Origin of the sequence: Cupriavidus oxalaticus (assembly GCF_004768545.1) — a bacterium.
Lineage (GTDB): Bacteria > Pseudomonadota > Gammaproteobacteria > Burkholderiales > Burkholderiaceae > Cupriavidus > Cupriavidus oxalaticus_A.
Genome location: NZ_CP038635.1, coordinates 1,720,782 through 1,743,133 on the forward strand (window position 1 = coordinate 1,720,782; position 22,352 = coordinate 1,743,133).

The 22,352-nt window shown below is 63.7% G+C and carries 18 protein-coding genes; 13 read left to right on the top strand and 5 right to left on the bottom strand.

Annotated features, from left to right (window positions below; genetic code table 11):
- Positions 1-243: 243 nt before the first annotated feature.
- The 3 genes from E0W60_RS18755 to E0W60_RS18760 form a co-directional block, all read right to left on the bottom strand.
- The gene (locus tag E0W60_RS18755; protein ID WP_240745995.1) at positions 244-2,040 is read right to left on the bottom strand and encodes a sigma-54-dependent Fis family transcriptional regulator; all 1,797 of its coding nucleotides are present in this window, start codon (positions 2,038-2,040) and stop codon (positions 244-246) included.
- Between the two features lie 269 nt (positions 2,041-2,309).
- Positions 2,310-2,447, bottom strand: a complete 138-nt coding sequence (locus tag E0W60_RS37035; protein WP_167884585.1) for a hypothetical protein — start codon at positions 2,445-2,447, stop codon at positions 2,310-2,312.
- A gap of 35 nt (positions 2,448-2,482) precedes the next feature.
- Entirely contained in the window at positions 2,483-3,013 is a 531-nt protein-coding gene (locus E0W60_RS18760; protein ID WP_205751653.1) for a lecithin retinol acyltransferase family protein, read from the bottom strand.
- Between the two features lie 451 nt (positions 3,014-3,464).
- On the opposite strand from E0W60_RS18760, the gene E0W60_RS18765 reads away from it, so the two are divergent.
- From E0W60_RS18765 to E0W60_RS18775, 3 genes are read left to right on the top strand one after another with little or no spacing between them, the layout of a single operon-like run.
- Complete coding sequence (locus tag E0W60_RS18765) at positions 3,465-5,609, top strand: hydantoinase/oxoprolinase family protein (RefSeq protein ID WP_135705215.1); 2,145 nt, start codon at positions 3,465-3,467, stop codon at positions 5,607-5,609.
- 11 nt (positions 5,610-5,620) lie between these two features.
- Entirely contained in the window at positions 5,621-7,945 is a 2,325-nt protein-coding gene (locus tag E0W60_RS18770) for a hydantoinase B/oxoprolinase family protein (protein ID WP_135705216.1), read from the top strand.
- Between the two features lie 23 nt (positions 7,946-7,968).
- Positions 7,969-8,478, top strand: a complete 510-nt coding sequence (locus E0W60_RS18775; protein WP_133097306.1) for an acetone carboxylase subunit gamma — start codon at positions 7,969-7,971, stop codon at positions 8,476-8,478.
- Between the two features lie 765 nt (positions 8,479-9,243).
- On the opposite strand, the gene E0W60_RS18780 is transcribed toward E0W60_RS18775, so the two are convergent.
- On the bottom strand, positions 9,244-10,470 hold the full coding sequence (locus E0W60_RS18780; RefSeq protein ID WP_135705217.1) for a tyrosine-type recombinase/integrase: 1,227 nt from the start codon (positions 10,468-10,470) through the stop codon (positions 9,244-9,246).
- A gap of 71 nt (positions 10,471-10,541) precedes the next feature.
- Here E0W60_RS18780 and E0W60_RS37365 point away from each other — a divergent pair, with 71 nt between their 5' ends.
- From E0W60_RS37365 to E0W60_RS18825, 8 genes are all read left to right on the top strand, one after another.
- The gene (locus E0W60_RS37365) at positions 10,542-10,904 is read left to right on the top strand and encodes a hypothetical protein (RefSeq protein ID WP_205751654.1); all 363 of its coding nucleotides are present in this window, start codon (positions 10,542-10,544) and stop codon (positions 10,902-10,904) included.
- A gap of 396 nt (positions 10,905-11,300) precedes the next feature.
- Positions 11,301-11,969 carry a CDP-alcohol phosphatidyltransferase family protein gene (locus E0W60_RS18795; RefSeq protein ID WP_135705218.1) on the top strand — a complete coding sequence of 223 codons (669 nt, stop codon included), beginning with the start codon at positions 11,301-11,303 and terminating at the stop codon, positions 11,967-11,969.
- Positions 11,970-11,976: 7 nt separating this feature from the next.
- The gene (locus E0W60_RS18800) at positions 11,977-12,804 is read left to right on the top strand and encodes a HalD/BesD family halogenase (protein WP_240745968.1); all 828 of its coding nucleotides are present in this window, start codon (positions 11,977-11,979) and stop codon (positions 12,802-12,804) included.
- Entirely contained in the window at positions 12,801-13,805 is a 1,005-nt protein-coding gene (locus E0W60_RS18805; protein WP_135705219.1) for a flippase-like domain-containing protein, read from the top strand. Before E0W60_RS18800 ends, E0W60_RS18805 begins: the two co-directional genes overlap by 4 nt.
- Before the next feature lie 28 nt (positions 13,806-13,833).
- Entirely contained in the window at positions 13,834-14,616 is a 783-nt protein-coding gene (locus tag E0W60_RS18810) for an NTP transferase domain-containing protein (protein WP_135705220.1), read from the top strand.
- Positions 14,613-16,337: a phosphoenolpyruvate mutase gene (gene aepX / locus E0W60_RS18815; protein ID WP_135705221.1), complete on the top strand. Its 1,725-nt coding sequence runs from the start codon at positions 14,613-14,615 to the stop codon at positions 16,335-16,337. Before E0W60_RS18810 ends, aepX begins: the two co-directional genes overlap by 4 nt.
- Positions 16,334-17,527, top strand: a complete 1,194-nt coding sequence (gene aepY / locus E0W60_RS18820; RefSeq protein ID WP_135705222.1) for a phosphonopyruvate decarboxylase — start codon at positions 16,334-16,336, stop codon at positions 17,525-17,527. The genes aepX and aepY overlap by 4 nt, the downstream gene beginning before the upstream one ends.
- A complete protein-coding gene (locus E0W60_RS18825; protein ID WP_135705223.1) occupies positions 17,527-18,591 on the top strand; it encodes a 2-aminoethylphosphonate aminotransferase in 1,065 nt (354 codons plus the stop codon). Before aepY ends, E0W60_RS18825 begins: the two co-directional genes overlap by 1 nt.
- Positions 18,592-18,753: 162 nt before the next feature.
- Here E0W60_RS18825 and E0W60_RS18830 read toward each other — a convergent pair whose 3' ends face one another.
- A complete protein-coding gene (locus E0W60_RS18830; protein WP_133097299.1) occupies positions 18,754-19,194 on the bottom strand; it encodes a GNAT family N-acetyltransferase in 441 nt (146 codons plus the stop codon).
- A gap of 390 nt (positions 19,195-19,584) precedes the next feature.
- Between E0W60_RS18830 and E0W60_RS18835 the strand changes: the two genes are divergently transcribed.
- Both E0W60_RS18835 and E0W60_RS18840 read left to right on the top strand, forming a co-directional pair.
- On the top strand, positions 19,585-21,909 hold the full coding sequence (locus E0W60_RS18835) for a xanthine dehydrogenase family protein molybdopterin-binding subunit (protein ID WP_135705224.1): 2,325 nt from the start codon (positions 19,585-19,587) through the stop codon (positions 21,907-21,909).
- A complete protein-coding gene (locus E0W60_RS18840) occupies positions 21,878-22,342 on the top strand; it encodes a (2Fe-2S)-binding protein (RefSeq protein ID WP_135705225.1) in 465 nt (154 codons plus the stop codon). The genes E0W60_RS18835 and E0W60_RS18840 overlap by 32 nt, the downstream gene beginning before the upstream one ends.
- Positions 22,343-22,352 lie beyond the last annotated feature (10 nt).

Sequence of the window (22,352 nt, forward strand, 5' to 3'; positions counted from 1 at the left end):
AAACCTTGCAGGCTGCAGTAGTCCGAGGTCGCCGAGCGTGTAAGCGTGATCCCGATGACGACCAGGGCCCAGTTTGAGAAGGCCCAGGAAAGCTTCGACGCGGCGCGCCGCCTCGGGCTCGTTCCGGCCGTTGGGGGGCGTGTGGCACAGGGCCCGGGGATGGAGAAGGGCTGGTTCATCGAGCCGACCGGCCTGTAGCGAAGACCCGGTTCCCCGTCAGAGAGCTTGAGCTAAGCTCCAAGATCAACCTGAACTGCCGGACTGAGCCCGAATCTCGGCTAGCTTGACATACAAAGTACTTCGGGAAATGCCCAGTGTCCGCGCTGCCATAGAGATGTTTCCGTGGGCGTTCGCGAGCGCGTCGAGTATCGCTTGTCTTTCGACTTCCTCAAGTCGGCGGAATGAAACCGGCTTTGACGACGGGGCAGGTACGGAAAGGGAGGCGTTTGTCGTTTGCTGGATGTTCGGGGGAAGCAGAGAGGCATCGATGACGTCGTCGTCGCTGAGCGCGAACATCATCTCGAAGACGTTCTGCAATTCGCGTATGTTACCCGGCCAGCGATGACCAAGTAGCGCCTGGCGCACGGCCGGTTCAAGCTGCTTGGGCGCACAGCCATACTTGTGCGCGAGTTTGACGTTGAGATGCTTGATGATTGCATCGATATCCCCGGGCCTATCGCGCAGCGGGGGGAGAGCCAGGCTCACTACGCAGAGACGGTGGAACAAGTCTTCGCGGAAGCGGCCGGCGGTAATCTCCTTTTGCAGATCACGGTTCGTAGCGGCAACTATGCGGACCGAAACGCGCCGCTCGCGGGTGTCACCCAAGCGAACCACAACGCCATCCTGCAGCACGCGCAACAGGTGAGGCTGCATATCAAGTGGCAACTCGCCGACCTCGTCCAGGAAGAGTGTGCCCCCGTCAGCTTGCTCAAACTTCCCGGGAAGGCCACCTCGACGGGCACCTGTGAAAGCGCCATCGGAATAGCCAAAAAGTTCGCTGGCCAAGAGCTCACGCGTAAATGCGCCGCAATTGACAGCAATGAAAGGGCCGTCGGGATGGTTGCCAGCCCGATGCAGTGCTCGGGCAAAGAGTTCTTTCCCCGCGCCAGTTTCGCCAAGAAGCAGTACCGGCAGATCGAGCGGCGCGATCCGGCGCGCGCGCGCCTTGGTCGCCTTCAGCACCTCGCTTTCGCCTACGATGTCGCCAAACACATCGTTTCCTGCTGTCGTTGTCCCGACTGGGGCCCCGGGCAATATAGCGGCTCGATTCTGGCGAGTCACGAGGGGAAGCACCAGCACCGTACCGAGCATGCCGGCATGATCCTTCACAGGGTGCAGCCATTCAGGACGCAGCCATTCCGGACGTTGGCAGTACCGGTCGACATCCGACAGTGCGAGGTTCAGTCCTGGCACCTGGCTGCCAACTTCAGAGGGCAGCCGCACGTCATAGCTCTCGCGCGCCACCTGCGCATTTCCATTCGTACGAACAATGCGCCCACGGCTGTCGACAAGCACAACGTAGTCGCTGGCGTAACGGATGAAATAATCAATGGCTCGAGTCAGCAGCCGCTCGTGAAGAGCAACGTCTCGGCGGGCTAGTTCGCTGACGATCTGGCTGGCAGCAGTCATCACCAGGCCCAAGGTGTGGCCATGGAAGGTTTCCTTGACGCCGGAAACATCCACGACCCCTAACAGGGTGCGACTGAAGGGGTCAAGAATGGGAGCCGCAGCGCAGGTCCAACGCTTGACGTCCAGACAAAAATGCTCGTCGGCATGGATCTGGACAGGAGCCGCCGTGGCGATCGCGGTTCCGATGGCATTGGTGCCAATGACTTCCTCATTCCAGCAGCCACCGGTGGCCAGGTTGATTCCCTCGCCAACGCTGCGAGCCCTGGTTTCGCCCTTGAGATGGAGAACCGTTCCGCTCGGGTCGCAAAGCATGATGAGCGTGCCGCATTCCCGTAGGATATCCCGCAGGCTCTCAAGCGCCGGCAGCGCAGCGTCACAGAGCTCCCGGTTCTGTCGCTGCAACTGGCGCACTCGTTCGGCCGCTGCCCCCGGTGCGGAGTGCCGAGCAGGGTCGACGGCCTCCGAACGACACCGCTGCCATGAGGCGAGGACGACGCTGCGCACACCCGCCCCTTCCAGGGACTGATCCTGCACAAAACGCTCCCAGGCGGAAGCCACGACGGGCTCGTCGCCGATACGTGGGATCAGGGTGCCGCAACGAGAAAACGGCATAGGACGGTCGCTCTCAATTGACTGGGATAACCGTATCCGCGAGACACCGCCAAGTCAATAATCTCTTTTCAAATCAAATATTTGTGCTTTGCAGCATGAAAATCCCAAGGTGTCCGATTTCCGGCCATCGCAGCAATCAGTGTCCGGAAACCGGACAGCGTCGGCAGCGACAAGGCGGCAACGGCGTACACGAGGGCCTGCGCCAAGTATCTAGTTTTCTGTCAATGCACCCTACGCAGGTTCAGGAAGCCGATTGCGTTGTGCTTGCGAATGTCCTGTCCTCAGGTCCGAACCGGGAAATTGCTCGCAATACCGACCCGCCCAGCAAGGTTGCGACTGTGGGCAACGTCGCAGGTTTAAACCAGGCAGCGGACCCAGCCCAGAACCTCCAGACATCGATCTGCTCGCTGCGGCTCTCGCCATACAGGCACCACATGCAGAAGTGCTCGCAGTTGTTGGAAATCAGGCGATATCGATCCTCACCGATGCGTGAGTAGGCGCGCTGGACGGCCTCCACACCATCAAACCTGGCGCCAGGACTTTGGCGAACTCTGATCGGATGCCCATGCGCGAATTCCGCGAGCGTGACCTCGTGCACCGGGCCGCGACGCAGTGATCGTGACAGACCCGAGTAGTGCACGACCTTGCCGGCCCCCGCGTAGAGGCCATGATGCGTATACCAAAGCCGGTCGGTGACGAGATGGGTTCCGATCGCCAGGTCCATATCGGCAACTGATTCAAAAACCGGGTGGCTTGACGTTGAGTACTTCATGGACTTCACCATACGTCGCTGTCATTTCGCTTGAATTCAGTGCATAGCGCGTGCCAGCGCCACAAGCGCTTCGCATGGACGCCGCCTTGGAGTTTCAAGGTAGCTGGCGTCCCTCTCGGCATCGACCGCCAGACTTCGATGCCGCCACGCCTGCGGCAATTGTTGGGCGGCCCTACAACTGCTACATGCCGCCCGGACTCGCACGGGCCAATCCCATCCTTCCTGGTCAGAAAGCGTCCGATTCCCGGACACCGCTGCACAGGACGTCGAGAATCCGGACACTGACCAAAGGCATGCCGCCATCAACGAAATAGCCGAACAACAGTGCCAACCCATTGAATTCAATAGCCTGCAGGGGCTGTTTCCGATGCCAGCCGGCTCTGGCACAAGCTTTGCCATAGATGGGTCGTGGGGGGATCCCACCATGACTACATCAATGACAGGAGGCAGTATGCAATCGCAGTCCACCGTACAGGTGATGGGCATCGATGCTGGCGGCACGATGACCGACACATTCTTTGTGCGCTCCGATGGCCGCTTCGTCGTAGGCAAGGCGCAGAGCAATCCCGGCGACGAATCGCTCGCCATCTACAACTCTTCCGAGGACGCCCTTGCTCACTGGGACCGGACAGTGGATGACGTTTACCCCGAACTGGTGACTTGCGTCTACTCAGGTACGGCGATGCTCAACCGCATCCTCATGCGCAAAGGCCTCGACGTTGGTCTCATCTGCAATCGCGGTTTCGAGCAGATCCATTCGATGGGCCGAGCACTGCAGAGCTACCTGGGCTATGCACTGGAGGACCGCATCCACCTGAACACCCACCGCTACGACGAGCCTCTTGTGCCCGTCTCGCGCACGCGCGGCGTCACCGAACGTACCGACGTGCAGGGGAAGCTGGTTATCCCACTGCGTGAAGATGAGGTCCGTCAGGCTACCCGAGAACTGGTGGAGGCTGGCTCGCAAGCCATCGTCATTTGCCTGCTGCAATCCCACAAGAACGAATCAAGCGAGCAGCGCGCCCGAGACGTCGTGCGCGAGGAGCTCAAAAAACTAAAGGCCGATATACCGGTGTTCGCCTCGGTGGACTACTACCCGTCGCGCAAGGAGAGTCACAGGATGAATACCACCATCCTGGAGGCTTACGGTGCAGAGCCTTCGCGCCAGACCTTGAAGAAGGTGAGTGACCGGTTCAAGAAGCACGGCGCCAAATTCGATCTGCGGGTGATGGCCACCCACGGCGGCACCATCAGCTGGAAGGCCAAGGAACTCGCGCGCACGATTGTTTCTGGCCCGATCGGCGGCGTCATTGGGTCCAGGCTGCTGGGCGAGTATCTGGGCGACGAGAACATCGCCTGTTCCGACATCGGCGGCACCAGCTTCGACGTGGCCCTGATCACCAAGGGCAATTTCGCCATCAAGTCCGACCCCGACATGGCCCGTCTGGTCCTCTCCTTGCCCCTGGTGGCAATGGACTCGGTTGGCGCCGGCGCCGGCAGCTTTGTGCGCCTCGACCCCTACAGCAAGTCGATCAAGCTCGGCCCCGACAGCGCAGGCTACCGCGTGGGCACCTGCTGGCCGGAAAGCGGTCTCGACACGGTGTCCGTTTCCGATTGCCACGTCGTTCTGGGCTATCTGAACCCGGACAATTTCCTGGGCGGTGCCATCAAGCTCGACGTGCAACGCGCCCGCGACCACATCAAGGCGCAGATCGCCGACCCGCTCGGCCTGTCAGTCGAAGACGCCGCGGCAGGCGTCATCGAGCTGCTTGACCTTACCCTTTCCGAGTACCTGCGCGCCAACATCAGTGCCAAAGGCTATAACCCGGCGGAATTCACCTGCTTTTCTTACGGCGGCGCCGGCCCGGTGCACACCTACGGCTACACCGGCGGCGTCGGCTTCAAGGACGTCGTCGTGCCTGCGTGGGCGGCGGGATTCTCGGCCTTCGGTTGCGCTTGCGCCGACTTTGAGTACCGCTACGACAAGTCAGTGGACCTTGGTGTTGCCCAGCTCGCGCCGGACGATGCCAAGGCGGTTGCATGCGGAATCTTGCAGGAAGCCTGGTCGGAACTGGCGGTGAAGGTCATCGACGAGTTCGTCCTCAACGGGTACAAGCCCGAAGACGTGATGCTGATTCCCGGCTACAAGATGCAGTACATGGGCCAACTGAACGATCTCGAGATTGTGTCGCCGGTGACCCGTGCCGCGACTGCCGCCGATTGGGACAAAATCGTCGACGCATTCGAAAATACCTATGGACGCGTCTACGCGAGTTCTGCCCGCTCGCCGGAACTGGGCTTTTCCATTACTGGCGCCATTCTTCGCGGGATGGTTGTAACCCAGAAACCCGTGCTGCCGGAGGACCCGGACGCCGGGCCCACGCCGCCAAAGTCGGCCTATCTCGGTACCCGACCCTTCTATCGCCACAAGAAGTGGGTCGATGCCGCGCTCTGGAAGATGGAATCCCTCAAGGCCGGCAATCACATCGTCGGTCCCGCCATCATCGAATCCGATGCCACCACGTTCGTGGTGCCCGACGGCTTCGAAACGACGATTGACAAGCACCGCCTGTTCCATCTCAAAGAAGTGAAGTAAGGAGACATGCCATGAACATGATGAGCAATAAAGAAGTCGGCTTCGCCGACCTGCTGCAAAACGGCCAGACGCTCAAGCAGCACCGTGACGGCATCATTGAGCGCACCAATGCTACGGGCCATTACAACGGCCTCGGGAAGCTGGAATTCCGGGACAGCGATCCGATTGGCTACGAAAAGCTGTTCTCCAAGCTGCGTGGCGGCCTCGTGCATGCTCGTGAAACGGCCAAGAAGATTGCCGCGAGCCCTATCGTCGAGCAAGAAGGCGAGCTTTGCTTCACGCTTTACAACGCTGTGGGCGACTGCGTGCTGACCTCGACCGGGATCATCATCCACGTCGGGACCATGGGGGCGGCAATCAAATACATGATCGAGAATAACTGGGAGGCCAACCCCGGCATTAATCCGGGGGACATGTTTACCAACAACGATTGCTCTATCGGCAACGTGCATCCCTGTGACATCGCGACTATCGTCCCGATCTTCTGGCAAGGCCGGCTTATCGGTTGGGTCGGTGGCGTCACGCACGTCATCGACACCGGCTCAGTGACGCCGGGTTCGATGTCCACCGGCCAGACCCAGCGCTTCGGCGATGGCTACATGATTACCTGCCGCAAGACGGGGGTGAATGACGTGCCGTTGCGCGACTGGCTGCACGAGTCCCAGCGTTCAGTGCGCACGCCCAAGTACTGGATCCTTGACGAAAAGACCCGCATCGCCGGCTGCCACATGATTCGCGACCTGGTTGAGGAAGTGATTCGGGCTGATGGCATCGAGGCCTATGAGAAATTTACCTACGAGGTCATCGAAGAAGGCCGCCGCGGACTGCAGAGCCGTATCAGGGCCATGACCCTGCCGGGCAAGTATCGCAAAGTCTCCTTTGTCGATGTGCCCTACAAGCATGACGACGTGCAGGTATCCAACGCCTTCGCCAAGCTCGACTCCATCATGCATTCGCCGGTGGAGATGACCATCAAGCCGGACGGAAAGTGGCGCCTGGACTTCGAAGGAGCGAGCCGCTGGGGCTGGCACACCTTCAACGCCCATCAGGTGGCATTTACTTCAGGAATCTGGGTGATGATGTGCCAGACCCTGGTGCCAACCCAGCGCATCAATGATGGCGCCTACTTCGCCACCGAGTTCCGCCTGCCAAAGGGCACTTGGTGCAATCCCGACGACCGCCGCACCGGTCACGCTTATGCCTGGCACTTCCTGGTCTCCGGCTGGGCGGCCCTGTGGCGCGGCCTATCCCAGTCCTATTTTAGCCGGGGGTATCTGGAGGAGGTGAACGCCGGTAACGCCAACACTTCAAACTGGCTGCAAGGTGGTGGCATCAATCAGGATGGCGAGATCCATGCGGTTAACAGTTTCGAGGCCAGTTCCTGCGGAACGGGCGCCTGCGCCGTCAAGGATGGCCTCAACCACGCAGCCGCCATCTGGAACCCGGAAGGGGACATGGGCGACATCGAAATCTGGGAGATGGCCGAACCGTTGCTCTATCTTGGCAGAAACGTCAAGGCCAACTCCGGCGGGTATGGCAAGTACCGCGGCGGTTGCGGCTTCGAGACGCTGCGCATGGTGTGGAACGCCCAGGATTGGACCATGTTCTTCATGGGCAATGGGTTCATGAACAGCGACTGGGGCATGATGGGTGGCTATCCCTCGGCGACCGGATACCGGTTTGAGGCACACAAGACCGGGCTGGACAAGCGCATCGCCATTGGCGATTCCCTGCCTCTGGGTGGCGACATCGATCCCGGCAAGCCAGACTACGAGCGCCACATCGATGCAACTGCGGTGGTCAAGCGTGACAAGCAGTGCATCACTACCGAGGACTGCTACGCCAACCATGACCTGTACCTCAACTACTTGCGCGGGGGGCCGGGCTTTGGCGACCCGATCGACCGCGATCCGAAGGCCGTCGAGGCGGACCTCAACCAGAAATTCCTTCTGCCGGAATATGCGCAGAAAGTCTACGGTGCCGTCTTCACCCAGGACGCCAAGGGCGTGTTCACGGTGGATGTAGAGAAAACCCAGGCCCGCCGTGCCGAGATCCGCAAGGAACGCCTGGCACGTTCCCTGCCAACCCGCGAATGGATGAAGGAAGAACGCGATCGCATCCTCAACAAGCACGCGTCCGTCCAGGTGCAACACATGTTCGCTACCAGCTTCGCCCTGTCGGAAAAGTTCACGCGGGAGTTCAAGGCATTCTGGAGCCTCCCCGCCGAGTGGCAGCTGCTTGAGGATGAACTGGGCGTGCCGTCCTACGGCGCCAGGCACCGCATGGACCTTTCCCTGCTGCCCGACGTTACCACCGTCGTCCAGGTCGAAGAGTAATCACAGAATCGAGGAGTTGAGTCATGTCCAAGTACACGAATGAACAGGTTGCCCACCTCGTTGAGGGCTCCCTGGACTGGGAAACAACTTTCCGCATGCTGTCGATGCCCAAAGATGACAGCCGCTTTGCTCAGTATTTGGCCGCTCTGCAGGCCAAGGTCAGCTTCCCGGACCGCATTGTGCTTCCGCTCGGCCCGCACATGCATATTGTGCAATCGACCAATAATAAGAAGTGGGTGGTCAAGTGCGATTGCGGCCACGAGTTCTGCGATTACCGCGAGAACTGGAAACTGCATGCATCCATCTATGTGCGCGACACAGAGGAAGCGATGGCCGAGGTGTATCCCAAGCTGATGGCCCCCGATACCCAGTGGCAGGTGTATCGAGAGTACTACTGCCCGGCATGCGGCACTATGCACGACGTCGAGGCGCCAACACCATGGTATCCAGTGATCCACGACTTCGAGCCAGACATCGAGGCATTCTATAAGGAATGGGTGCAAATGCCGGTCCCCGAGCGCGCTCCGGACTAGATTGCAACTCGAAGGTTGGGGGCAGACACAGGCCTGCTCCCCGCCTTGCGGAGACGCTGCCGGTTGCTTTGACAGCCGGCTTAAGTAGGCCGACAGAATGAACGGGCTCACGCTGGACTGCCCCTGGACCAGTCAAAGAACCAAAAGAAAAGGCGCTGCACCCAAGGCGATTCGGAGTGGCGTCCCGCCGGCAACCAAGGTCCGGTAAGCCCTGAAGCCGAGCAAGCCAGGGGCGATAGCGGGATTGTCGACGCGGCGGGTGTGTCGCAAGGAGAAACGCTTTCGAAGGCTCTCGGGCAGAACGCCAAAGTTTCGCGATAGCTTCGTCTGGCGCCATTCTAGAAAGGCCCCGCCGCGGAGCCGCTGAAACGCGGCGGGGCAAAGCGCAGTGACCCTGGGGAAGGGGGGAAAGGCCCACCACGCTTGATCCAGCTTACGGTATGTGTCGCAAACACCGTATGGGGTGCCAAACAGAACCAAGTGTCAGCGACGAAACCTTTCTGGAGGCACGGCGCCGGGACGCTTGATCCTTATCCAATCGCGCGAGCGCTCTCCATCCCGATATCCGCGCGGATGGTCTTCCGCTCGCACAGCAGCATAGGGCGAAGGTCAGCGAGCGATGGCGCATGGTAGCGCACGTCCAAATCCTGATCTGCATCGCCAGAGTCGGCCCGAATCGGCCGATTTTCTCGATGAGGTAAGCGCTCAGAATAGCGGCTTGATGCGTCCGCTGAACCGCTAGCCTAGTGGAGTATCGCCGTCCCGCTACTTCTCCGCGTCCCAGCCGATCCGATGCCGCGCCTGCGTGGCTTCATGGCGCGCATCCTCTTCACTGTGCAGATAGCCGCTCGTCGTCGACAGCGAGCTGTGCCCGAAATTGTCGCGCACAAAGCGCAGGTCGACCTGCTGGTCGGTCATGTGCGAACCAGCGGTGTGGCGCAGCCAGTGCGCCGAGGCGCTGGCCAGCACCGCGGCTTGCGCTTCCCATTCCGGCCCGCGCGCCCGCAGGCGCGCCGCGGCCATGCCAAACACCTCTTTCAGGATCAGGTGCAGCGCGCCGCGTGACAGCGGTTTCTCGCTGTCCGCTTTTCCGATCACCGGCAGCACCAGGGGACGCGTCTCACCGAACTGCGGAGTCGGCGGCAGTGCGTGGGCGCGACGGTAGCGCGCCAGTTCTGCAATCAGCTCGTCGGTCGCCGGCACCAGCCGGGTCTTGCTGCCTTTGCCGGTCACCTCCAGCCACCAGCGCTCAGTGCCCTGGGCATCGCGCCGGCAGAAGAACGCGCCCATCGTGGTCGCTGTCAGCTCCGACGCCCGCAAGCCGCCCAGATAGAGCACGCTCAGCACCCAGCGGCAGCGTGCCGCATGCAGCCGTTCCCGCACGGTCTCGGTCGGCATCGCTTCGACCGTCTCCTTGACGATCGCCCACAGGTCGTGGCTCAGATAACGGGTGATGCGCGCCTTGCTGGGAGCGCGCCGACGGCGGGCGAGGGCGAGCGGATTGCCGGCCAGGTAGCCGGCCTCGGTCAGCCAGGCGAACAGCGCGTTCAGGATCACCATGGCCTGGCGCACGCTGCCGGGCGACAGCGGCCCGGCAAACGGGCGCCAGTCCGGATGGCTGCGCGCGAGCTTCTTGTTGCCGGCCAGCACCCAGCGCGCGGCCGGTTGCGGATCGGCGAGGAAGCGCTCATAGGCTAGCAGGTCTTCGTGCGTCAGCGAGGACAAAGGTTTGCCCAACTGGAGCACGGCCCACAGGATCAGCCTCTCCACCTCGCGGCGGTAGGTGGCGATGGTCGCCGCACTGTCGGCATAGCGGGCCAGCCAGGCGGTCACGGCGGCCAGGTCATCGGCCGCGGCAATACGAGCGCCGGTGGCGGGCGCGCGATTAGTACCGGCGGCGCCGGACAGCGGCGATGACAGTTTCAACCGCTCCAGCGGTGTGGGAAGTGAGTCGGTAAGACTCCCAAGCGGTTTGAGGGGCAGTAGGTCCATGCGCGAGTCGAAAGAATCACACTTCACGTCAACATTATAAACATAAGCGCAGTTATGTCTAAAGTAATTCGATGATATCAAGTTTTGATACGTATTACGTAGTAATATTTGACGAGGAACGCACCGCGCGCCAGCAGAACGAGCGCACGGCCGGAGCGTTGCGCGGGGAACTGGTGGCGGCGCGCAACGAGGCACGCGATGGTGGCGCAGGCGCGAAGCGCGGGCCCGGCTCGAAGCCCAGGCCGCCGCGCTCGCCGATCGGCTCGCCAGCGCCGAGCTGGTGGCGGCGGGCGGCGGCGCAAGGCCAACGGCCCGGGCCAGCCAAGAAACAAGCACAGACCGGACAGCAGGACAAAAAGCAGGGTGCGCCAACTACAACCCTGAATCCGGATGACGGCAACGACGGCAACGACTGTAACGACAGCCAAGAATGAGCGGGCGAAGGCGATCCGCTGGATTCTGGACCGGATGGCCGACTATGGGCTGACGATGGAAAGAGCTGGAAGCGGCGCGGTGTTTCGATCCGCCGCGCCCGCCATTACCGGCCTGCTACCGGCAACGCCCAGGGGTTGCTGCCTCGACAGCTCGTCGGAATCACGTCTATTATTGACGCCAATGAAGGCCTGAGTGCCTGAGTGCAGTTGTCTTGCGCACGCAAGGGACGGTAGCTGCCCGGGCGTGCGGTCTCAGTGCCTGGACGCGACTGCGGCGCGGAATCCGGCGCGCGGCCGGCCTTGGTCCTTCAGATTGAAATACTGCCAAGCAAAGCACGCGAACTTGCCCTGCAGTCCTGGCCATGTCGCATTTCCTGCCGCGGGGGTATTTGCAAGATGAGCAGCAATCCAATGGACCCGCCTGCGCCGCCGCCATCTCCGCGCACATGGGACGCACGCCTGGCGCGGCGGCTTGTCGAGCCGCTCAAGGATTCCCGGGTTACGCCCAACCATCTGACCACGATCCGGCTTTTGACCGGCCTGGCCGGCGCGGCGTGCCTCGCGCAGGGCGGCTTCGGCTGGGCGAATGGCGGTGCGCTGCTGGTCGTGTTTTCCAATTTTATTGACCATACTGACGGAGAACTGGCGAGGATCAGCGGGAAATCCAGCAAGTTAGGCCATTTCTACGATCTTTTCAGCGACTCGCTGGTCACTATCCTGCTCTTCGTCAGCATGGGGATCGGCGTCTCGGGCCAGTTTCAGGATACTGCGGTGCCAGCAGTCGTGCGCGGCAGCGTGGCGGGCGTGGCCGTGGCGCTGATCTTCTTCTTGCGCATGCGCATCGAAGCGCTCGCTGGCAAGACCGCCACGAAACAGGCCTCGGTCGGTGGCTTCGAGACGGAGGATGTGCTCTACCTCCTGCCGCTTGTGACCCTGAGCAGTGCCATCAGCCCGTTCCTGACGGCGGCGTCGATCGGCGCGCCCTTGTTCGCGGCATGGGTGGTCTTCGACTACTGGCGCGCCGTGCGGCGCGCTCGCCCCGTTACAGCGGCTACCAGACCATGAGGCGCCGATGAGCGAATCAGCCGAAGCGGACCGGGATCTTCTCACCCTGCCTGGCGAGCGGCAGCAGCCGTTCGCCGACCCCGCGGGCGCGCGTGCCGGTCCCGATGCAGGTGTGGCCGCACGTGTTGGCGCTTTGGGGCACAGCGCCCTGCGCGCGGAATTCGAGCGCCAGGGAGCGTTCCTGCATGTGGGCGAGTTTTTGCCGGATGAAGTCACGGAAGGCCTGGTTGCCAGCGCCCTGGCCTTGCAAGACCAAATTAATCGCAATTATCTCCCGGGCCACAAGCAGGGCGGCAGCGTCAGCCGCCATACGATCGACCAGCACGCGCCTTTTATCGCGCAACTCTATCGGTCCAAGGCGCTGATCGGCTGGCTCGAACAGATCTGCGGCGAGCAGCTGCTGCCTTCGCCCGAGCAGGATCCGCATGCCTACGCGCTCTATTACTACACGCGCGAGGGCGATCATATCGGCTGGCATTACGACACCTCTTACTACAACGGCAGGCGCTATACCTTGCTGTTCGGCGTGATCGACGATTCGTCGTGCCGTCTCGACTACGAATTGCACACGCGCGAGCCCGATGTGCCTGTGCAAGCGGGCTCGGTACAGATTCCCCCCGGTGGCCTCGTTTTCTTCGATGGCGACAAGCTGCGCCACCGCATCACGCCACTCGGGGCGAACCAGATACGGGTGTCGCTGACTTTCGAATACGTCACCGACCCGGGCATGCGGCCCTGGCTGCGTTTCGTCTCCAACATGAAGGACGCCCTCGCTTATTTCGGCTTCCGGCAAGTATTCAAACGGCTGGCCAAGGGCCAGCAGCCCCGGGCATGACGCGTGCGGCGATGGTTTCGCTGTCGGTCGGTGCGGCGCTCTTTGTCGCCCTGATTGCCTTTACCGGCTTCGGCTCGGTGGCGTCGACGCTGATGTCGGCGGGCTGGTTGAGCCTGTTGGTGGTGATGTTTCACCTGCTGCCGCTGGCGCTGGATGCTGGTGCCATTTTCGTGCTGTTCGATCGCCACGCCAGCCATCGCGCCATGCGCGACGCGCTGTTTGCGCGCTGGGTGGGCGAGTCCGTGAACAGCCTGCTGCCCGCCGGACAGCTGGGTGGACCGGTGCTGATGGTGCGCCATCTCGCGCAACGCGGTGCACGCATGCGCGACGCTGCCGCAGCGATCACCGTCAGCACGACGATGCAAGCGATCGCGCAGCTGGTGTTCGCGGTGCTCGGACTCGTGCTGTTCGGCGCGTCAACGGCGAGCGAGGCGGGCGAGGATGTGCGCTTGCCGGTCATTGCCGTCACCGCGCTGCTGGCGCTGTGCCTGTTCGGGTTCTATGTGGCGCAGCGGCGCGGCCTGTTTGGGCGCGTGCTGCGCTTGCTGTCGAAATTGCGGGGAAAGCGCGACTGGGCGGCGCTGACGATGCGTGCCGATGCGGTGGACGCAGCCGTACGGCGGATCTATCGCGCGCCCGGCAAGGTCGCCGCGACCTTCGCGCTGAGCCTGGCGGGCTGGCTGGTCGGCACCGGGGAGGTGTGGCTGGCCCTGCGGTTTCTCGGCCATCCCGTCAGCTGGCTCGACGCCTTGCTGCTGGAGAGCGCCGGGCAGGCGATCCGCGGCGCCGCGTTTGCGATTCCCGGCTCGCTGGGTGTGCAGGAGGCTGGCTACCTGCTGCTCGCGCCATTGGTGGGACTGCCTGCCGACGCGGCGCTGGCGCTGTCGCTGATCAAGCGCGCGCGGGAAATCGTGCTTGGCGCGCCCGGCCTTCTGTATTTGTACTGGAGTGAACGAAGACACCGGCGGCGAAGCATGGGGGGTGTGCCGGCTACCGATTGATGGCGGTTGCATGAGAGCGGAGAAAAATATGCGAGCGATTATTCTTGCCGCAGGCCTTGGCCTGCGTTTGCAGCAACCGCCCGAAGCACAATTCCCGAAGTGCCTGTTGCGCTTCGATGGCATCACCCTGCTGGAACGGCATCTACGCATGCTGGACGCGGCGGGCGTCACGGAGGTCGTGCTTGCCCTCGGTTTCCAGCCGGAACAGGTCAAGGCCGAACTCGACCGGCTCGGACGTTCGCCCCATCCCGAAATCGTTCTGAACCCGCGCTACGAACTCGGCAGCGTCCTGACCGTGCACACCGTCGCCGACGCGCTCACGCGCGGCGGCGACGTACTGCTGATGGACGCCGACGTGCTCTACGACGAGCGCATTCTCGCCGCGCTGGTTGCCGGCGACAGCGCCAACCGCCTGCTGATCGACCGCGACTTCGAAACCGGCGACGAGCCAGTCAAGCTTTGCCTGCGGGACGGCGTTCCAGTCGAGCTGCGCAAGCAGGTGGCGGTGGGCCTGGCATATGACACGATTGGCGAGTCGGTCGGGTTCTTCCGCTTCAGCGAGCAGACCGCACGCCGCCTGGCGCAGATCGTCGCGGGGTATGTCGAGCGCAATCAGGAGAAGATGCCGCACGAGGAAGCCGTGCGCGACCTGCTGCTGGAGGGCGGCCATGCATTCGAGATCGCAGACGTCACCGGTGCGCCCTGGCTCGAGATCGACTTCCCGGGCGACGTCGTGCGCGCCCGCGATGAAGTGTTGCCGCAACTCCGACGCGGTGTTACCTCGGGAGTTGCCTCGGGAGTCACGCCATGAACGCACGTGATCCGGCTTTGCCCGCTGCGTCGCGCAGCGCCGCGCTGCGCCAGTTGCTGGTGGGCAGCGAACTTGAATTCATGATGGAAGCCCACAACGGGCTCTCGGCCCGGATTGTGCGCGAAGCAGGCTTCAAGGCTATCTGGGCCTCCGGCCTGGCGATCTCGGCGCAATTCGGCGTGCGCGACAACAACGAGGCAAGCTGGACACAGGTGGTCGACACGCTCGAATTCATGGCAGACTCCAGCGGCTTGCCGATCCTGGTCGACGGCGATACCGGCTACGGCAACTTCAACAATGTGCGGCGCCTGGTGAGGAAGCTCGAACAGCGCGGCATCGCGGGTTTGTGCATCGAGGACAAGCAGTTCCCCAAGACCAACAGCTTTATCGACGGCGAACGCCAGCCGCTGGCCACGATCGACGAATTCTGCGGCAAGATCAAGGCCGGCAAGGATACGCAGACGGATGCCGATTTCTCGATTGTCGCGCGCGTAGAAGCACTGATCGCGGGCTGGGGCATGGACGAGGCCTTGCGCCGGGCCGAAGCCTATCGGCAGGCCGGTGCCGACGCGATCCTCATCCACAGCAAGCTGTCGCGGCCGGACGAGATCCTCGAGTTCGCACGCGAGTGGGCCGGCCGCGCTCCGCTGGTGATCGTGCCGACCAAGTACTACAGCACTCCCACCGACGTATTCCGCCAGGCCGGCATCAGCCTCGTGATCTGGGCCAACCATCTGATCCGCGCGGCGGCATCGTCGATGCAGGCGGTGGCCAGGGAGATCCATGACACCCAGACGCTGGTTCATGTGGAGGACCGCATCGCGCCGATGAGCGAGATCTTCCGCCTGCAGGATGCCGACGAGTATGCCGCCGCCGAACGGCTGTACCTGTCTGGCGCCGAGGCGCCCGGCGCGGCGGTTGTGCTGGCGGCGAGCCGCGGCGAAGGGCTTGACGCCCTGACCGCCGAGCGCCCCAAGGTCATGCTGCCGGTCGCGGGCAAGCCGCTGCTGCGCTGGCTGGTGGACGCCTTCAAGATGCAGGGCATCCACGACATCACCGTGGTCGGCGGCTATCGCGCCGATGCGATCCAGAGCACGGGTATCAAGCTCGTGCGCAACGAGCGCTACGCGAGTACCGGCGAACTGGCGTCGCTGGCGTGCGCGGCCGACGGCCTGCATACGGATACCGTGATCGCCTACGGTGATCTGCTCTTTCGCAGCTACTTCCTGCGCGACCTGTTCGAGAGCGAGTCTCGCTTCAGCGTGGTGGTCGACTCGTCGCAGACGCAACCGTCGAACCAGAGCGTACGCGATTTCGCCTACTGCTCCGCGCCCGACGACCGCGCCCTGTTCGGCCAGAAGGTCCTGCTGCGGCATGTTTCGAACCAGGGGAAGGAAGCGGCCGTCACCGGCGGGCAGGCGCCGCAGGGACGCTGGATCGGCCTGCTGTGCGTGCGCGGCGCCGGGCGTGAGGCCCTGCAGCAGGCACTTGCCGGCCTGCGTGCGCGGGCGGACTTCGACACGCTGGACATGCCTGACCTGCTCAACGCCCTGATCGGGGCTGGCGAGGAGATCGACGTGAAGTATGTGCATGGCCACTGGCGCAGCGTGAACGACCTGGAGGACTACCAGCGCGCGGGCGAGTTCGCGCATGCCCGGCTGCCGTTTGCCCAGGGCGCACCCGGCACACCCGGCACACCCGGCACCGAGAAACGCCGATGATCGAAGCGGCTCAGTTTATCGAGGCGGCGCTGGCGCGTGGCTTCTCCTGGTATGCGGGGGTACCGTGCTCGTATCTCACCCCGTTTATCAATTGCGTGCTGCAGGATCCTTCGTTGCACTACGTCTCGTCGGCGAACGAGGGTGACGCGGTAGCGCTGATCGCGGGCGTGACGCTCGGGGCCAGAGGGGGCCAGCGCGGCATCACGATGATGCAGAACTCCGGCCTTGGCAATGCGGTAAGCCCGCTCACTTCGCTGACCTGGACGTTCCGCCTGCCGCAATTGCTGATCGTGACGTGGCGAGGGCAACCGGGCACCGCGGACGAGCCGCAGCACGCGTTGATGGGCCCGGTCACGCCTGCGATGCTCGACACCATGGAGATACCGTGGGAGCTGTTCCCGACTGACGCGGCCGCCATCGGCCCGGCGCTCGATCGCGCGCTGGCGCATATGGACGCGACCGGACGCCCTTACGCTTTGGTCATGCAAAAGGGCATTGTCGCGCCCTATGCGCTTAAGCCGCAGGATCGATCCGCGCCGCGTGCGCGATGCGCGGTGCGCACGCAATGGCGGGGAGGGGCGCCGGATGCGCTGCCTTCGCGGCGCGAGGCCTTGCAGCGCGTGATTGCACATACGCCGGCCGCTGCGACGGTGGTGCTGGCATCGACCGGTTTCTGCGGCCGCGAATTGTATGCGCTCGATGACCGGCCAAACCAGCTCTATATGGTGGGCTCGATGGGTTGCGTGGCGCCGTTGGCGCTTGGCCTCGCGCTGGTGCGCCCGGACCTGCATGTGGTCGCCATCGATGGCGACGGCGCTGCCCTGATGCGCATGGGAAACTTCGCCACGCTGGGCGCGTACGGTCCGTCGAACCTCACGCACGTGCTGCTCGACAACGGCGCACACGACTCGACCGGCGCACAGGCCACGGTGTCGCCCAATGTGTCATTCGCCGGCGTGGCGGCGGCTTGCGGCTATGCCTCGGCGGCCGAAGGCGACTGCCTCGAACTGCTTGACGAGGTGCTCGCGGCGGCTGTGCCGGGCGAGCCGGGCGCCGCTCCCGGATCGCGCTTCGTGCGGCTGGTGATACGCGCCGGCACGCCGGACGGCCTGCCCCGGCCCACCATCACCCCCGCGGAAGTGAAGTCCCGCCTCGCGCGCCACATCGGCGCTGATCACGGAGAGAACTGATGCTATTGCTCAACCCCGGCCCGGTGACCTTGTCCGAGCGCGTCCGCCGCAGCCTGCTGCAGCCCGACCTGTGCCATCGCGAAAGCGAATTCTTCGATTTGCAGGACGAGGCGCGCACGCGGCTGCTCGGCGTCTACCGGCTGGACCCCACCGAGTGGGCCGCGATCTTGATGACCGGGTCAGGCACGGCAGCAGTAGAAAGCATGATTGCCGCGCTGGTGCCCGCGCGCGGCAAGCTGCTCATTGTCGAAAACGGCGTGTACGGCGAGCGCATTACGCAGATTGCGAGTCAATACCACATCGACCACGAGGTGATCAAGCATGACTGGATGCAGGCGCCCGACCTTGACCGGCTAGCCGCCATGCTCGACGCGGACCGGACCATCGGCCATGTGGCGGTGATCCACCATGAAACGACCACCGGGCGCTTGAACGACCTGCACGCGCTCGACGCCGTTTGCCGCCAGCGCGGCGCTCACCTGCTGGTCGACGCCGTCAGCAGCTTCGGGGCCGAGACCATCGACTTCAGCGGCAGCATTGCCGCCGTGGCCGCCACTGCCAACAAGTGCCTGCACGGCGTGCCGGGGGCCGCCTTCGTGATCGCGCGGCGTGACGCGCTGGCCCAGGCGGCAAGCCGGACCTACTACCTGGATCTTGGCCGGCTGGCACGCCTGCAGGATCAGCGCAACACCCCTTTCACGCCGTCCGTGCACGCCTACTACGCGCTCGTGGAAGCGCTGCGCGAACTCGACGACAGCGGCGGCCAGCACGCCAGGCACGCGCGCTATGCGGCCCTGGCCGAGCAAGTGCGCGCGGGACTTGCATTGCGCGGCATCGCGAGTGCGTTGCCGGCGGACCAGTCCTCCGTCGTCCTGCGCGCCTACCGTTTGCCGGCAAGCTTGTCGTACACGCAGCTGCACGACGGCCTGAAAGCGCTCGGCTTCGTGATCTATGCAGGGCAAGGGCAGCTGTCGGATGAACTGTTCCGGATCTCCACGATGGGAGATATTCACGCACACGACATCGAGCGCCTGCTGCAGGGGTTTGCGGCATTGATGACTTGATGACACTTCGGCTTGGCTGCCGGGACCGCACGATTACCTCGACCGCAGGATTTGGCGCCGAACTGGAATGGCGCCCGCTGCTGGCCATGACGGCAATGTCGGGCATATCTGCATTATCACCTCGGCGCAAGCCGCAGCCGGCAGGCGGCCGCGCAACAGAGCCTAAAGTTGTCGGCACATATAGTGCGAGCGGGCGCCGAATCGACGGAGAAAATCCATTGACAACTGCATCTCCCGAACAACGGTGTCGGTAGGGGTCAGCGAGAAGCCGTATCGAGCGAAGAAGCCTGGATTCTCGTTGGTTAAAACGGTGGCCTTCGTACAGCCATTGGCCCGCGCTCTCGTCAGGAGCACGCTCACGAGATGGGTGGCGAGTCGGTGCCCGCGATAGCCGGGCAACACTGCAACCGTGTGAACGACGATGGTTTGAGAGCGCTGCTCGCCACAGGCGCAGCCGACAATACTGTCCTCGACGATTGCGACATGGTAAAGCGGAGTCGCATCCCTCGGCTCTGGAAGCGGCAGTCCACACGCTGCCAGCACTTGTCCAACTGCCTCCAGGTCCTCTGCATTCGCAGCACGGAGTCTGGCATTTCTTATCATTCTCGCTTCTCACGTCATGGCACCTCGCCACAACCATAGCCGCCCCTTCGCGACTCTCCGTGAGCAAGTACCCCGAAAACGGAGGACTATGCACGAAAGGGATTCATGGCGCCATCCCCCAAGTGAGCTAAGTCTCAGAGCCAAAGAAGCCATTGCGTGCATTCTCATTCACTCGGAAGTGATTTGATACAACAAAGTCGCGCGACATATCACATCGGACCAGACCCGGTGCCGGCCCCGCGGCGGCGCCACCGGACAGAAGGGCAGGTGTTGCGCGCTAGCGCCACCCACGTGTTCGTATTCGCACTGAAGCACTTCCCGACCTAATATAGGCCATGCCATCGGCGGTACGGGGGGCTTACCGATGATGATCGATCCGCCAGTCTTGCCATGTTGACGCGCAGAGCTTTCCTGCTCGGGGGGGCAGGCGCTGCCGGTGCGCTGGTGATCGGATGGGCCTTGCTGCCGCCGCGCCAGCGCGTGGTGGGTGGCGAGCCGCTGGCGGTGCGCGACGGGCAGTTCGCGCTGAACGGCTGGGTCAAGGTGGCGTCCGACAACACCGTCACGGTGGTGATGAACAAGGCCGAGATGGGGCAGGGCGTGCATACCGGCGCGGCGATGCTGCTGGCCGAGGAGATGGAGGCAGACTGGTCGCAGATCCGCGTCGGGCCGTCGCCCATCGACAACCTGTACAACAACATCGAGGGCGTGGTCGCCAACCTGCCGTTCCGCCCCGACAACAATGGCTGGCCCAGGCGCGCCGCGGCATGGTTTACGCGCAAGGGCGTGCGCGAGGTGGGCATGATGTTCACCGGCGGCTCGACCAGCATCCGGGACCTGTGGAATCCGATGCGCGAGGCCGGCGCCGCCGCCCGCATGATGCTGTGCGCGGCAGCGGCGAAGCAGTGGAACGTCAAGGTCGAAGAGTGCCGCGCGCAGGCCGGCAAGGTGGTGCATCCGTCGGGACGCAGTGCCACGTTCGGTGAGCTGGCCGCGGCAGCCGCGCGTGAGGATGTGCCACGAAAGGTCGAGTTGAAGGAGCCAGGCAGCTACAGGCTCATCGGCACCCGCACGGCACGCCTTGATGCCGCTGCCAAGATCAACGGCACCGCGCGCTTCGGCATCGACGTGGTGGCGGACAAGATGGTCTACGCCAGCGTGCAGATGTGTCCGACGCTGGGCGGCAAGCTGCAGGGATCCCCGCCCGATGACGTGAAAAAGCTGCCCGGGGTGCTCGATCTCGTCGAGCTGCCGCCGTTCCCCGGCGGCAGCGGCGGCGTGGCAGTGATTGCCAGCGATGCGTGGATCGCCATGGAGGCGGTGGAAAAGGTCCAGTGCAAGTGGGACGCGGGCGAGGCGGGGAACCTGTCAAGCGCCGGCATCCGCGACACGCTGGTGAAGGCGCTCGATAGCTCCAACCCGCGCGTCTGGTACGAGCATGGCGACGGGCGCGCCATGAAGCAGGGCAAGCCCGCCATCCAGGTCGTGTACTCGGCGCCCTATCTCGCTCATGCCGCGCTGGAGCCGGTCAACTGCACGGTCCTGGTACAGGAGGACCACGCCATCGTGTGGGCCGCTACGCAGATGCCCGGGCTGGCCCGCCGCTGCGTGGCAAGGACACTGGGTCTGGACACGGACAAGGTAGAACTGCACGAGCAATCCATCGGGGGCGCATTCGGGCGCCGGCTCGAAGTCGATTTCATCTGCCAGGCGGCCGCCATCGCGGCGAAGCGCAAGGGCGTGCCGGTGCAGACGATCTGGTCGCGCCCCGAGGACATGCGGCATGACTTCTACCGTCCGGCCAGCGTGTCGCGCTTCGAGGCCTGGCTCGACGGGGACCGCAAGGTCATCGCCGTGCGCAATATGTCGGCCAGCCAGTCAGTGCTGGAGAGCACCGCGAAACGCAACTTCGGCCTGCCCGATATCTTCGTGTCACGGCTGGACAAGTCCACCGTGGAGGGCGCTTTCGACCAGGCCTATGACTGGCCGGAGGTGTGGGTGGGGCACCGGACCGTGGATCTCCCCATCCCGGTGGGCTACTGGCGCTCGGTGGGACACTCGCACCACGCCTTCTTTATGGAGAGTTTTGTCGACGAGCTGGCGGTGGCGGTCAGCAAGGACCCGCTCGACTACCGCATGAGCCTGCTCAAGGATGATCGGCAGCGCGCGGTGCTGGAGCAGGCAGGAAAGATGTCTGGCTGGGGCCAGCCTTTGCGCAAGAAGCCTGGCGTGGCAAAGGTGGGGCGCGGGGTGGCGTTGCACGAATCGTTCGGCAGCGTGGTGGCGCAGGTCGCCGAGGTGTCGGTGGACAACGCGGGGCAGGTGCGCGTGGAGCGCGTTTTTTGCGCCATCGATTGCGGCATGCCGGTCAACCCGACCCTGATCGAGCAGCAGGTCGAGGGCGGCATTGTGTTCGGGCTGTCGGCGGCGCTGTGGCAGAAGATCACGCTGGAGCAAGGCAAGGTCAAGGAGGACTACTACACCGCCTTTCCTGCCATGCGCCTGCGGGACTGCCCCGAGATCCAGGTACACGTGATGCCATCGACGGCAACGCCACAGGGCGTGGGCGAGTCCACCACGCCGCCGATCGCGCCGGCGGTGGCGAACGCCTTGTTCAATGCCACCGGCGAGCGCTTGCGCGACCTGCCGCTGCTGAAGACCCTGCCGCCTTCCGGAGCCTGCGATGTCAGACCGTCAGCTCAGTGTCAACGGTAAAAACGTCGAAATCCACGCCGACGGATGCACGCCGCTGTTGTGGGTGCTTCGCTGCGAGCTCAAGCTGACGGGCACCAAGTTCGGGTGCGGCGTGGGCGTGTGCGGCGCCTGCGCGGTGCATGTCGACGGCAAGATGCTGTTGTCGTGCCAGCACCAGGTGAGCGAGATGGAGGGCAAGAAGATCGTCACCATCGAAGGACTTGACGGCCCCGAGCCGAATGCCCTGCGGGCGGCCTGGCAGAAGCACGAGGTCGTGCAGTGTGGCTACTGCCAGAGCGCGCAACTGATGGCGGCGAGCGCGCTGCTCAAGCGCACGCGGAATCCGAAGGAGACGGAGATTGTCGACCAGATGAGCTGCGTGATCTGCCGGTGCGGCACGTATACGCGGATCAGGCGGGCGATTGCGGAAGCGGTGGGGATGCTGACGGGGTGAGGGCACCGAC